Raw genomic sequence first — 13515 nt, 5'->3', positions numbered from 1 at the left:
CCAGTACGACGCCGACCGCGGCAGCGACCGTGATGGCGCCCATCAAGGCGACCGCGGTCGTCGCAGGCCTGTCCGACGCCGGCTACAAGTGCAGCAGCGACGGTGCCTACAGCATCTGTACGTCGGGAGCCGCGTCGGTCTGGGTGCTCTCGGGTAGCCACCCACGCCCACCAGTGGTGTCACTGCACTCCGCCGGACCGGCGGACGTCGCGTCGGCCGAGATCGCCAAGGTCCTGCCGAAGGCGCTCGAGATCGCCCACATCAACCAGGGTCAGCAGATCGTGGACTGGTTCGCGCAGCAGGAAGGCAAGACCACCGCCCAGCTGACCGTCGGCGACTGGCTGGTGGAGTACTCGGTCGAGGTCGACACCGAAGAGCCCGGTGCACACCTCACCCTCACCGACAAGCTCTGCAAGTCGAACTGCCAAGCAGAGTAGGGCCGGCTACGCCGCGATGAGCCTCGGCAGGACCTGACGGACCCGGTCGGCCAGCAGGTCCGGGACCTTGTCCGGGGCCGCGGCGTACCCGACCACTGCCTGCTCGAAGAGTCCGTCGACGAGCGCGTACGCGGTGGGTGAGTCGACAGTCGGCGAGCCACCGCCCAGATCGGCGTACCGGGTGAGGATGCGCCAGATCATCTGCTCCAGCAGCTCGTCGATCGCGGTGACGTCCGCGCGCAGCTGCTCCTCGAACATGCTCTGGGCACGCAGGTCGTACCAGAGCCGGTGCATCGCGGTCTCCTCGACCAGCGTCTGCGTCATCTTGCCGAGGAAGCCGACCGCCAGCTCGTCCGCCGAGTCCGCTGTCTCCACGACCTCGTCGTACCGCTGTGCGCACTTGGTCTTGTAGTACCGCACGCAGTAGCTGATCAGGTCGATCTTGTCCCGGAAGTAGTAGTGCACGACGCCGTGCGTGAACTCGGAGTTGTTCGCGATCTCGCGCAGGCTGGTCCGGGCGTACCCGAGCTCGCCGAGCGTCTTCAGCGCCGACTCCGCCAGCGCGATCCGGCGCCGCTCGACCTTGTCGATCCCGGACACACGGGTGGACCGGGCCGGCTCCGCGGCATCCGCCGTCACACTCATCGCCACACCCTTCCGCAGCCGGGATCGTCGGCGTCAGAGTACCCCGCCACGGGCCAGGCGCGTCCCGTGGCGGGGAGATTTCTTGACAAGTGTCAAACAAAGTCTTGACGACTGTCAAAAGGCTGGCCAGAGTGTGAATCGACCATGGTGCGCTTCGAGCAAAGGAGCTTCAGATGGGCGGACTCGATCTCTCCGGCCGCAAGGCCCTCGTGACCGGCGGGGCCCAGGGGCTCGGCGAAGGGATGGCGAAGGCCCTTGCGGCGGCCGGCGCCAAGGTCGTGATCAGCGATCTGCAGAAGGACCTCGGCGAGTCCGTCGCCGACGCGCTCGACAGCGAGTACGGCGGCGGCCACGGCTTCGTCGCGCACGACATCACCGACGAGGGCGACTGGGAGAACGCGGTCGTCGCGGCCAACGACATTCTCGGCGGCCTGGACATCCTGGTGAACAACGCGGGGATCGAGATCACCAGCCTGCTCACCGAGGTGACCGCGGAGCAGATCCGCAAGATGCTCGACGTGAACGTGCTCGGCACCACGCTCGGGATCAAGTGGGGCCTGCGGACGATGCGGCCGGAAGGCCTGGCCGGTAACGGCGGCGCGATCATCAACGTCGCCTCGGTCGCCGCCACGATCGCCTTCCCCGGCATCGCGGTCTACTCCGCGACCAAGTCCGCGGTCGACCGGCTCACCCGGGTGGCCGCGATGGAGTCCGGCAAGCTCGGGTACGGCGTACGCGTCAACTGCATCTACCCCGGTCTGGTGCCGACTGCGATGGGCGCGGGCCTGGCCAACGACTGCGCGGAGCTCGGACTGTTCGAGTCCCCCGAGGCCGCGGTCGCCGCGGTGATCGGTCTGACCCCGGCCGGCCGGCTCGGTGAGGTCGCCGACATCGCCGATGCGGTCGTCTTCCTCGCGTCGGACGAGTCGAGGTTCATCACCGGCATCGGCCTGCCCGTCGACGGCGGAATGGGGATGTGACCATGACCAGCAAGCCCGTCGTCGTGTACGGCGCCTCCGGCTACACCGGCCGGCTGGTGTGTGAGTACCTGCGCCAGTACCACGTCCCGTTCGTGGCCGCGGGCCGTGACGAGGGCAAGCTCAAGAAGTCGATGGACTCGCACGTAGCCGGCATTGAGACCGCCGACTACGAGATCGCCGTGGTCGAGCACGACGTCACCGCACTGACCGACCTGTTCAAGGGCGCCTCCGTGGTGCTCAACACGGTCGGGCCGTTCAGTGAGCTCGGACCGGCAGCGGTCGAAGCGGCTCTCGCGGCCGGTGCGCACTACACCGACACCACCGGTGAGCAGAACTGGCTGATGACCTGCGACGAGACGTACGGCCGCAAGTTCGCCGACGCCGGTCTGGTACTGGCTCCCGGGATCGCGCAGATGTACACCACCAGCGAGATCGCCGCGCAATTGTGTCTCGAGGAGCCCGGCCTGGACACCCTGGACGTCGCGGTGTTCTGGGGCGGCAGTCCGACGATCGCGTCCACCCGCAGCATCCTGGTCAATGCAGCCACGTCCAAGCCGCACTACCTGGAGCGGAACGAGTACGTCGAGTTCCCCGAGCAAGGCGTCGTACCGCTGGTGGTGCCAGGGCAGCACGAGCTGGCGCTGTCACTGCCTTGGGGTGGCATGTCGCACCCTGTCTGGTTCAAGCGCGATCCGAGGGTCGCCAACTGCAAGGCGCAGGGCGGTGTCTTCAACGTCGCACTGATGAACGGCGTACCGCAGATCGTCGCCGGCGCACTCGAAGCCACCAAGGACATGGCTCCGGACGAGCGCAGCGCCGCACTGGGCGAAACCGCGCGCCAGGTGATGAACCAGATGCCGCCCCGGGAGAACCCGCGGGTGAACAAGACCCTGGACTCCGTGCACGCCTCCGGTCCGCTCGGCCGGGCGCACTGTGTCATCCACGGCAACAGCAACTACCAGCAGACCGGTCTGCTGCAGGCGTACGCGGCGTACTCGCTGCTGCAGATGCCGCCGAAGCGGGTCGGGTTCGCCAGTGGTTGCCAGGCGTTCGGTCACCGCGAGCTGCTCGGCGTACTGCGCAGCTTCGGGCTGGTGTCCGAGCCACAGCTCACGGTGCTGCGCTAGGGCCCAGGACACCAAGGAGATTGCAGTGCGACTGGTCGACTACCTCGACAAGGGCGCCTCGCTCGGTCCGGACGCACCCTGCCTGACCACGGACGGCGAGACACTCTCGTACGCCGAGGTCCAGCAGCTGTCCTACCGGATCGCGGCCGGCCTCGCGGCGAGTGGTGTCGAGCCGGGCGGCAAGGTGGCGATCCTGGCGGCGAACGATCCGATCGCGTTCAGTTGCGTGTTCGGGATCAGCCGCGCCGGCGCCGTCTGGTGCCCGATCAACCCGCGCAACGAAGCGGCGGAGAACCGCGAGTTGCTCGACCAGTTCGACTGTGAAGCGCTGATCTACCAGGCCGCGTTCGCGCCGCTGGTGGATCGGATCCGGGACGCGCTGCCGAAGATCCGTACCTTCGTCTGCGTGGACCAGGATCCAGGCTCGGGTCAAGATCCCCACCTCATCGGCCGGAGCCGAACCGTCGGCTGGGACGCGTTCTGCGGGGGCGTGTCCCAGCCGGCACCTGATCTCACCGGTCCCGACGATCTGGCGTTGATCGTCGGTACCGGTGGGACCACAGGTCGTCCGAAGGGTGTGATGCTGAGCAACGGCAACCTCGAGACGATGACGGCGCTGACCCTGATGGGCTATCCGTTCGGCGACCGGCCTGTGTACCTCGCACTGGCGCCGTTGACCCACGCGGCCGGCGTACTGTGCTTCCCCGTCCTGGCGTCCGGCGGCGAGATCGTCATCATGCGGACGCCCGACGTCCATGCCTTCCTCCGGCTGATCCAGCAGCATCGCGTCACCCACACGTTCCTGCCGCCGACGCTGATCTACATGGTGCTCGCCGCGGCGGAGCTCGACAGCACGGACCTCTCGTCGCTGCGCTGCTTCTGGTACGGCGCCGCGCCGATGTCGGTGGCGCGACTCGAGGAAGCTCTGTGGCGGATCGGCCCGGTGATGGCGCAGCTGTTCGGCCAGACCGAGGCGCCGATGATGATCTCGGTCATGCCGCCGTCCGCGCACTTCGATGCCGACGGCAACATCGCGCGCTCCCGGCTGTCGTCGGCCGGCCAGCCCTCGCCGCTGGTGACCACCGCGATCATGGCCGCGGACGGGACGCTGGTCCCGCGCGGCGAACGCGGTGAGATCGTGGTCCGCGGCTCGCTGGTGATGAAGGGGTACTACCGCAATCCCGAGGCGACCGCGGCCGCGTCGCAGTACGGCTGGCACCACACCGGCGACATCGGCTACCTGGACGAGGACAACTACCTCTACATCGTCGACCGCGCCAAGGACATGATCATCACCGGCGGCTTCAACGTGTACTCGACCGAGGTCGAACAGGCGTTGATGGCGCACCCCGCCGTCCAGGACTGCGCCGTGATCGGCCGTCCGGACGACAAGTGGGGCGAGCGGGTCGTGGCTGTGGTCCAACTCCAGTCCGGCACCACGGTCGACCCCGGCGAACTGATTGCCTTCGCCAAGCAACGCATCGGCAGCGTCAAGGCGCCGAAAGAAGTTCTGCTCTGGCCCGATCTGCCGCGATCGAAGGTCGGCAAGGTCCTCAAGCCCGACATCAAGGCCCGCCTCGCCGCCGAGGTCGGCTAGCCGGCGGTCGCTGCGGTCGAGGCGACCATGATCGCGGCGGTGACCGCGGCCTGCATCTCGGTGACCGCCTTCTTCACCGCGTCCGCGGCCCAGTCCGAGTCGGCCAACTGCTTTGCCCGCTCCTTCAGCGCCTTCTTGTCCACCGCATCGGTGACGACCTTCGGTACGACGTTCAGCGCGCTCAGCAAGGCGATCAGGGCACCGGTGCGCTCGTTCGGAGTCGTACCCACCTTCAAGGCGCTGTCCAGAGCCGCCCGCACCTCAGCCTCGTGCCGCGCGTCCTTGGCCGGCCAGCGCGTGACCGGGAACAGACCGAGCACCTTGCCCTCGTCCGCCTGCAACACGCCGCGCCCTGCGAGCTGCATGAGCAACTGATCCCGCAGCTTCTTCGACAGCCGGCCGATCTGGTCCTTCGGCCGCTTCCCAGGCTTGTCGGCAATGAAGGCGAGCCGCTCGTCCAGGATCGCGTCACCGGTCGGACGCGGGTCGAGCACTTTCAGGCGACCGGGCTTCACCCCGTCGCCCGCGGTGGTGATGTCGATCTTCCCGAGCAGCGTCAGTTCGATCAGGACCGCGCCCGCCAGCGAGTAGTCCAGACCCGGTGACCCGGCGATCGGCTTCCCGGTCTCGTCGTCGTACAGCAGCAACAAGAGATCCTCGGCAATCAACATGCCTCCAACGTAGGCAGGCCGATCGGCCATCCGCATCCGCCGCACGGGTTACCTGCGGTATCCGCCTTTAGTAGTGGTGGCCGTTGAGCACCACCGGCTCGCCCAGTTCGGCGGCGAGCTCGGTGAGGAAATCGGGCGAGAAGTAGTACCAGTGGATCGAGCGCACCTTGCCGTCTTCGGTGCTGACACGCATCAGGTCGTTCACCGCGGTGCTGCCGTCGCGGACGATGCGGATGACCACCACGGTCTCGCCCCACAGGTCCCGGACCTCCGCGGTGTAGCGGTACGGCTTGGACAGGTCGAGCGTGTGCTCGATGGACCCGTCGCGCATCTGGTCGGCGCCGTACTCGGTGAGGACGCCCATGATCTCGCTGTGCGCGTCGGCCAGCAGCAAAGCAGTCAGCCGGGGTACGTCGTACGCGTTGAACGCTGCGGCGACAGCGTCGAGCAGGCGGCGGTCCGGCGCCTCACGCACCTTGAGGGACTGCTCCCGCTCCGGTGAGTCCAGTCGGCCGCGTCCACGGTGCAGCGCGGCCTTGACAGCGCCCACGGACGTCCGCAGTACGTCGGCCACCTCGGCGAGCGTGAAGCCGAACAGGTCCTTCAGCGCGAGTGCCGCCCGCTCCTGCGGCGGCAGCAGCGTCACGAGCTCAGCCCAGGCGTCCCGGACCTCAGCGGGATCCGCTGTGGTCGGTGCGACCTGCTCCACGGCGTCCACCAGGACCGGCTTCTGCCGGCGGTAGCTGTCGACGTACGCGTTGGTCGCCACGCGAAACAGCCAAGCCCGCGGGTTCGCGATCGGGCTGTGCGCCTGCGCAGCCTGGGTGAACGCTCGCGCCAGCGACTCCTGGACCAGGTCCTCGCCGTCGAAGGCGTTGCCGGTCAGGCGGCGGCAGTAGGCGTACAGGTCGGAGCGCAGCGGCTCCAGCCGGTCGAGGAAGTCTCTCCGCGCCTGCCGCGCGGCTCGGAGCTCGGGCAGGTCGAGTGCGTCAGTCATCGTCATACCAGTCTGGACGGCTGCGGGCGCCGCCAGGATACGGGCCGGTTTCGATGCAGGGTCAGCTATCAAGTAAGGTAAGCCTTAGCTAAGCAGGTTCGCCTACCTCGAAATTCGCCCACCTCGAAGGCAGATCCGCCATGACCAGAGCACTGCCCGAGCCGACGTACCGGCGCTTCGTCGCCGGCATCGGCACCCTCAGCCTCCGGCCGTTCGACCTGACCGAGGACGTCACCACCCTGCACGGCTGGGTCACCCAGCCCTACGCCCGCTACTGGGGGCTGCTGACCGCGTCCCGTGCGGACGTGCACGCGGAGTACCTCCGGATCGAACAGTCCGGCCACCACCGCGCGCTCCTCGGCGAGCACGACGGCCGGCCCGCGTTCCTGATGGAGCGCTACGAGCCGTCGTACGACGCGGTCGGCGGGAGGTACGACGTGGCGCCGGGCGACATCGGCATGCACGTGCTGGTCGCACCGCCGGTCGCGCGCATCCCAGGCTTCACGGGCGCCGTCTTCGAGACGATCCTGGACAGCTTGTTCAGTGACCCCATGGTGGACCGGATCGTGGTCGAACCGGACGTCCGCAACACCAAGATCCAGGCGCTCAACGAGCGGATGGGATTCCGCAAGCACAGCATCGTGGACCTGCCGGACAAGCGGGCCTGGCTGAGCTTCTGCACCCGCGACCAGTACGCCGAGGCGACGCGGATGAACGAGGCGGGCTGACATGACCGATCACCTGAACCCTGAGGCGTGGGCCGTCGTCAACCGTGCGCTGGTGCGTAAGGCGCTCGCGGAGTTCATCCACGAGCGGATCCTCGAACCAGTTGCCACGGACAACGGTTACGCGGTCGGCGCCTATGAGTTCTCGGCGCAGCTGTATCCCTTGAACCATTGGGAGATCGACGCCGCGAGCATCACGCGTCACGACGGCGGCCCGATCGATGCGCTGGTGTTCATCACGGAGTTCCATGAGCGGCTCGGGATCGGCGCCGACATGTTGCCGGTGTATCTCGAAGAGATCAGCAGCACGCTGGCGAGTGCGGCGTACAAGCTGTCCAAGCCGGATCTGACCGCGGCCGACCTGGTCACCGCGGACTTCCAGACGATCGAGGCCGCGATGACCGAGGGGCACCCTTGCTTCGTCGCGAACAATGGGCGGCTCGGGTTCGGTGTGACCGACTACCTGGCGTTCGCGCCGGAGACTGGTGCGGCTGTGCGGCTCACGTGGATCGCCGTACGCAAGGATCGGGCCACCGTCTCGCACAGCGGCTCCATCACGTACGACGACCTGCTGCGGGACGAACTGGGAGACGACGTACTGCTCTCGTTTGCCCAGCGGATCGTGGCTGCGGGGTGTGCGCCGGCGGACTATGTCTACCTGCCGGTGCATCCGTGGCAGTGGGAGAACAAGACGTCGATCACGTTCGCCGCCGACATCGCGCAGCGGCACATCATCCTGGTCGGGTCGAGTCCTGACGAATACCAGCCACAGCAGTCGATCCGGACCTTCTTCAACCGGTCGCAGCCGTCGCGGCACTATGTGAAGACGGCGTTGTCGGTGCTGAACATGGGCTTCATGCGCGGGCTGTCCCCGACGTACATGGCCGCGACGCCGGCGATCAACGACTGGGCGTTCGACCTGGTCGAGAACGACCTTGTCCTGAAGCGCTACGGCTTCTCGATACTGCGAGAGATCGCGGCGGCCGGATATCACAACCGGTACTACGAGGCCGCGACGCAGAGGACGTCGCCGTACCGGAAGATGCTGTCGGCGTTGTGGCGCGAGAGTCCGGTGCCGGCGCTGGAATCGGGCGAACGGCTGGGCACGATGGCGAGCCTGCTGCATGTCGACCGGCATGGTTCGTCGCTGGCGGCGGCTCTGATCCGCGCGTCGGGGCTGGCGCCGGCGGACTGGCTGCGGGCGTACGTCGACGCCTACCTGATCCCGCTCGTGCACAGCTTCTACGCGTACGAACTGGTGTTCATGCCGCACGGCGAGAACCTGATCCTGGTACTGCGGGACGCGGTGCCGATCCGGGTCATCATGAAGGACATCGCCGAGGAGATCGCGGTGATGGACCCGGCCACCCCGCTGCCGGCCGACGCCGAACGTGTCCGCGCCGAGGTCCCCGACGACGAGAAGCTCCTGTCGATCTTCACCGAAATCTTCGACTGCATCTTCCGCTTCCTGTCCCCGCTCCTGGACCGCGAAGATCTGCTGACGCCCGCCGACTTCTGGTCCGTGGTCGGCGACTCCATCCGCGACTACCAGTCCGCGACCCCCGAGTTGGCGGCGGCCTTCGCGAAGTACGACATCTTCGCCCCGACCTTCGCCCTGTCTTGCCTGAACCGCCTCCAACTCCGCAACAACCAGCAAATGGTCGACCTCACCGACGTCGCCGGCTCCCTCCAGTTCGCCGGCACCCTGGACAACCCGATCAGCTGACCCGGACCCCAGCCACTCACCAACCGAAGCCATCGCCGCGAGTCCACGCTCGCACGGACGATGTCTGCACGTCCCGGCGCACCTTGGTGAGTGCCAGCGGTCCGCCTGCTGTGGATAAGTTCCGCGGCGGTACGGCGGAATCCGTCACGCTGGTGGGGTGATCAGCCAACAGCCAGCCGAGACGCCTCGCGACGGGAGGCGCTACGAGATAGTCGCTGGGCGCCTGCTGACAACCGGCGCCCAACCGCCCGCGCACCACGCCGCCGTCGTGGGCCTGATGGTCCACCTCAAGACGTCTTGTCCGCCCGACCTGATGGTCGCCGTCGGCTCACTCGCCTTCCGCCCCACTCCGACCACCACTCTCCGCCCCGACCTCATCGTCTGCCCCCGCGGCTACACCGGCGTACATCCACCACTCCTGGCCGTCGAGGTCGTCTCCCCCTCCACTCGAACCACCGACGTCGTCCTCAAACGCGCCCTCTACGAGACGCACCACATCCCGTCGTACTGGCTCCTGGACCCCACCCACCAGGAACTCACCATCCTCACCCTCACCCCCACTGGCTACACCTGCCAATCAGTCCTCCAATGCGAAGAAACCTTCCACACCACGCACCCCTTCCCCATCACCCTGACCCCATCCCAACTCCTGGCATGACAGGGCATTCCGGGGCAGATCGGCGAAATGGCACCAACCACCCACCGGAGACGACCATGCTGGTCGTGTGACCGAGAAGGAGGCACCATTGTGTCCGAGGAACCCCTTGAGTCAGGGCCCTATACGTTGGCCTACCTCGAAACCGCTCCCGACGACGGGAGACGGCGCGAGATCATCGACGGTGGACTGCACGCGACGCCGGCACCGTCGAGGATCCATCAGCGAGCAGTAGTCCGGCTTGTCTGCGCACTCGACGCCGCGTGTCCTGACGGGCTCGAGGTCCTCGTCGCACCCTTCGACTACCAGCCGACATCTCAGCGGTCTCTCCAACCCGACGTGCTCGTGTGCCACCCCGACGACCGGGCATTGCAGCATGCCGTCAAGCCCCTGCTACTGGCAGTCGAAGTTCTGTCACCCAGCTCGAGGATGCACGATCTGCTCCTGAAGCGGGGCATCTACGAACAGTCCGGCGTGAGCTCGTACTGGATTCTCGATCCGGAGAGGGAGACGCTCACCGTGCTGGAACTGGTGGACGGTGTGTACTTCGAGCGCGATGTGATCGCCGGCGAGAAGGTGTTCGAGGCGACCGTGCCGTTTCCGGTGCGGATTGTGCCGGCCGAACTGCTGCGAGCGCGCTAGCCGTTCAGGAGGTTGACCAACTCTTGTTTGGTGGGGAGGTTCGGGGGGCGGACTATGTCGGCTTGGCGTACGTAGTAGAAGGCGGCGGTGACCTGGTCGAGGGGGATGTTCATGAGTTCGGACCAGGCGACTCGGTAGATGGCGAGTTGGAGCGGGTCGGCGGACTCGTTGCGGGTGGTCTTCCAGTCGACGACGTCGTAGCCGCGGGATCCGTCCGGGCGGACGACCTGGTAGACCGCGTCGATGCGGCCGCGGACGACCCGGCCGCCGATGGCCAGTGCGAACGGTGCCTCGATCTCGTACGGCGTGGTCTCGCCGTACGGCCCGATGCGGAACGCGTCCATCAGTTCGGTGAGATCGGTGTCGTCGACGATGTCCTCGTCCGCAGCGCCGGGCAGGTCGTCGGGGTCAAGGAGAAGCTGCTGCCCGAAGTAGCTCTCGACCCAGGCGTGGAAGCGAGTGCCGAAACGCGCCGCCCGGTTGGGTTTGCGCGGCATCGGCCGGGCCAGCTCGGATGCCAGACCGTCCGGGTCCTTCGCCAGCCGCATCACCTGGGTCGCCGACAGCGCGGCCGGCAGCTCGACGTCGTACGCCTTCCGGCTCCGGCTCTCCCTTGCCTCTGACAACAATCGCTCGATCTCGGAGTCCCAGCGTGCGACCGTCGCCTGCTCGTCCAGCAGCAGCGACTCCTCCGCCTCGATCGACGGTCCCTCCGCGCGTGAACGCTGCACCAACTCCACCGCATCCAGGCGGCGCTGGTACGACTCCGTGTCGTACGGCGTCGGCCACGGGGCCTGCGTCTGCTCGGCGAGCTCCGGGTTCTCCTCGGTCAGCTCCGGCTGCTCCGCCCACGCGATGACTCGCTCGCCGGCATGCTTCTTCAGAGTCTCGAGGTACGACGACGGGCCGCGCGGGCGCTTCTGCGTCGGCCCCCACCAATGCCCGGTGGCGACCAGGATCTCCTTCGCGCGCGTGAAAGCGACGTACCCGAGACGCCGCTCCTCCAGCGCGTTCACGCCCTTGCATTCGTCGGTGAACGCCTTCAAGCCGGCGTTCGACAGGTCGTGGATGTCGGGCAACGTGTCGGCGTCACCGCGCAGCGGCCACGGCAGCACCTTCGCGTTCGTCGTCCACTTGTCCCGGCCACGGTCCGACGGGAACACCTTCTGTACCAGCGTCGGCACGAACACGATCGGCCACTCCAGGCCCTTCGACCGGTGCGTGGTGAGCAGCTTCACCGAGTCCGCCTCACTCGGGACGGCGAGGTCGAGGCCCGCGGCGTACTCCTCCTCGGCGGCGAGATAGGCCAGCAGGCCGTCCAGCGATCCGTCCGACTCGGTCGACACGAAGTTGCCGACGGCATCCAAGAACGCGGCGAGATGGTCGCGACGGCCCGAGTCGATGTGGTCGGGGGTCGCGGTCAACTCGACGTCAAGGCCGATGGTGCTGATCACGCGTCGTACCAGGTCGAGCAGCGGCTCCCCGCCGTGGGCGCGCAGCTCGCGCAACTCGACGGAGAGTTCCTTGAAGCGGACCATCGCCTCCGGCGAGTACCCCCAGGCATCCGGACCTGGATCGTCGACTGCCTCGGCCAGCGAGATCACTTCGGTCGAGTCCATCCCGGCGACGGCCGCGTCGAGTGCGGCGAGCAGGTCGTCGGCGTCCGGGCGGTCGCCGGTGTCGGCGAGGGCGCGCGAGCGATTCGCGAGCAGGGCGAGGTCGCGGTGTCCGATCCGGTAGCGCGGACCCGTCAGGATGCGGAGCATCGCGGCGTTCGCGGTCAGGTCGTTGACCGCCTGTAGCGTGGCCACGACGTCAACGACCTCGGGCAGCGCGAGAAGTCCACCGAGGCCGACGACCTCGACCGGGACCTTGCGTGCGATCAGCGCTTCGTGCACCGCGCTGAGGTCGACGTTCGTCCGCATCAGGATGCCGATGTCCTTCCATCGGCGGTTCGGAGTGCGGTGCGTGGCGACGATCGCGTCGGCGACCCACTCGATCTCCTGCGAGCGCGTCTCGAACAGGCCGACGGTGATCGCGCCCTCGGGTGCGTTCTCCGGGGCTTCGAGCGGGATGACGCCGGGGTGCTGTTCGTACAGCTCGGTGGCGTGCTGGTTCGCGGCGGCCAGGATGCGGCTGCCGCAGCGGCGGTTGACGCTCAGCACGTACCGCTGGGCGGGCGTGCCGTCCGCGTTCGGGAAGTGCTCGGGGAACTCGTCCAGGTTGGCAACGGACGCGCCACGCCAGCCGTAGATCGCCTGGCACGGGTCGCCGACCGCGGTGACAGGGTGGCCACGACCGTGCTCGACATCCGGGCCGGCGAACAACGCGGTCAGCATCCGGCGCTGCGAGACCGAGGTGTCCTGGTACTCGTCGAGCAGGACGACCTTGTACCGCGAGCGCTCGGCGATCGCGACCTCCGGGCACTCCTCGGCCAGCCGCGCGCCGAGCGCCATCTGATCGGCGAAGTCGACGACACCTCGCTCTGCCTTGTAGGCCTGGTACTCCTCGACCAACTGCAGGATCTCGCCACGCTTCAGCGCGGTCTCCGCGAGCTTGCGAACCTCGACCGTCTGCTTTCGCGCCGCCGCGACCTCCTGTCGTACCGCGTCGTCATGCTCGCGTACGTCGTCCGCCCGGAGCAGGTGGTCCGCGAGTTCACCGTCGAGCGCGAGCAGACTGTTGACGAGCGTGGGCACGTGGTGCGAGGCGAACCGGATCGGCCCGGCAGATCGTCGGACGACGCGGCCCGCAAGCTGGAACCGGGTCGCGTCGGCGAGGACCCGGGCATCTGGCTCGAGACCGAGACGGAGTCCGTGCTCGGCGATCAGCGTGCCCGCGAAGGCGTGGTAGGTCGAGACGACCGGCTCGCCAGGCTCCTCGGGCTCCCAGTTCGGGATGTTGCTGCGGAGGTGTGCGGCGAGGATCGGGGGCTGCTCCTTCGGCAGGGTCGATCCGAGCACGCCGGCCTTGGTCAGGTCGTCGCGGATCTTCACGTCGAGCTCGTTCGCCGCCTTCTTCGTGAACGTCAGCCCGAGCACTTCCTCCGGCAGCACCTGCCCGGTGCAGATCAACCACACCACGCGAGCCGCCATCGCCGTCGTCTTCCCGGACCCGGCGCCCGCCACGATCACCCCAGGCGCCAACGGCGCCGTGATAGCCGCCAACTGCTGATCACTGAACGGAATCCCCAGCAGCTCACACAACTCACCAGTGGACCTGAGCTGCGCAGCCATCAGCACTCCCCCTTCCACCCGGCAGCGCGCCCGGCAGCGCGCCCGGCAGCGCGCCCGGCAGCGCGCCCGGCAGCGCG

12 protein-coding genes are annotated in these 13515 nt (G+C 67.8%); 8 read left to right on the top strand and 4 right to left on the bottom strand.

Annotated features, from left to right (window positions below):
* Positions 1-32 precede the first annotated feature (32 nt).
* Positions 33-437 carry a hypothetical protein gene (locus tag ACIBG5_RS40500; RefSeq protein ID WP_396397321.1) on the top strand — a complete coding sequence of 135 codons (405 nt, stop codon included), beginning with the start codon at positions 33-35 and terminating at the stop codon, positions 435-437.
* Between the two features lie 6 nt (positions 438-443).
* Here the strand turns inward: ACIBG5_RS40500 and ACIBG5_RS40495 are convergent, their stop codons facing one another.
* Positions 444-1082, bottom strand: a complete 639-nt coding sequence (locus tag ACIBG5_RS40495; protein WP_396397320.1) for a TetR/AcrR family transcriptional regulator — start codon at positions 1080-1082, stop codon at positions 444-446.
* Between the two features lie 173 nt (positions 1083-1255).
* Here ACIBG5_RS40495 and ACIBG5_RS40490 point away from each other — a divergent pair, with 173 nt between their 5' ends.
* From ACIBG5_RS40490 to ACIBG5_RS40480, 3 genes are read left to right on the top strand one after another with little or no spacing between them, the layout of a single operon-like run.
* A complete protein-coding gene (locus ACIBG5_RS40490) occupies positions 1256-2062 on the top strand; it encodes an SDR family oxidoreductase (RefSeq protein WP_360458029.1) in 807 nt (268 codons plus the stop codon).
* 2 nt (positions 2063-2064) lie between these two features.
* Positions 2065-3189: a DUF5938 domain-containing protein gene (locus tag ACIBG5_RS40485; RefSeq protein WP_396397318.1), complete on the top strand. Its 1125-nt coding sequence runs from the start codon at positions 2065-2067 to the stop codon at positions 3187-3189.
* 25 nt (positions 3190-3214) lie between these two features.
* Positions 3215-4786 (top strand): long-chain fatty acid--CoA ligase, encoded by a 1572-nt coding sequence (locus tag ACIBG5_RS40480; protein ID WP_396397317.1) that lies wholly within the window; start codon positions 3215-3217, stop codon positions 4784-4786.
* On the opposite strand, the gene ACIBG5_RS40475 is transcribed toward ACIBG5_RS40480, so the two are convergent.
* Positions 4783-5457, bottom strand: coding sequence for a GPP34 family phosphoprotein (locus tag ACIBG5_RS40475; RefSeq protein ID WP_396397316.1), 675 nt, complete (start codon positions 5455-5457; stop codon positions 4783-4785). The genes ACIBG5_RS40480 and ACIBG5_RS40475 overlap by 4 nt on opposite strands.
* 67 nt (positions 5458-5524) lie before the next feature.
* A complete protein-coding gene (locus ACIBG5_RS40470) occupies positions 5525-6454 on the bottom strand; it encodes a sigma-70 family RNA polymerase sigma factor (RefSeq protein WP_396397315.1) in 930 nt (309 codons plus the stop codon).
* Positions 6455-6594: 140 nt separating this feature from the next.
* On the opposite strand from ACIBG5_RS40470, the gene ACIBG5_RS40465 reads away from it, so the two are divergent.
* The 4 genes from ACIBG5_RS40465 to ACIBG5_RS40450 all read left to right on the top strand — a co-directional run bounded on the left by ACIBG5_RS40465 (position 6595) and on the right by ACIBG5_RS40450 (position 10202).
* Complete coding sequence (locus ACIBG5_RS40465; protein ID WP_396397313.1) at positions 6595-7182, top strand: GNAT family N-acetyltransferase; 588 nt, start codon at positions 6595-6597, stop codon at positions 7180-7182.
* Between the two features lies 1 nt (position 7183).
* On the top strand, positions 7184-8905 hold the full coding sequence (locus ACIBG5_RS40460) for an IucA/IucC family protein (protein ID WP_396397312.1): 1722 nt from the start codon (positions 7184-7186) through the stop codon (positions 8903-8905).
* A 157-nt stretch (positions 8906-9062) separates the two neighbouring features.
* On the top strand, positions 9063-9563 hold the full coding sequence (locus tag ACIBG5_RS40455) for a Uma2 family endonuclease (protein WP_396397311.1): 501 nt from the start codon (positions 9063-9065) through the stop codon (positions 9561-9563).
* Between the two features lie 27 nt (positions 9564-9590).
* On the top strand, positions 9591-10202 hold the full coding sequence (locus tag ACIBG5_RS40450; protein WP_396397309.1) for a Uma2 family endonuclease: 612 nt from the start codon (positions 9591-9593) through the stop codon (positions 10200-10202).
* Here ACIBG5_RS40450 and ACIBG5_RS40445 read toward each other — a convergent pair.
* Positions 10199-13438 (bottom strand): UvrD-helicase domain-containing protein, encoded by a 3240-nt coding sequence (locus ACIBG5_RS40445; protein WP_396397308.1) that lies wholly within the window; start codon positions 13436-13438, stop codon positions 10199-10201. The genes ACIBG5_RS40450 and ACIBG5_RS40445 overlap by 4 nt on opposite strands.
* Positions 13439-13515 lie beyond the last annotated feature (77 nt).

The organism is Kribbella sp. NPDC050241 (assembly GCF_044459685.1).
Classification (GTDB): Bacteria; Actinomycetota; Actinomycetes; order Propionibacteriales; family Kribbellaceae; genus Kribbella.
This window is presented reverse-complemented; position numbering and strand designations above follow the sequence as displayed.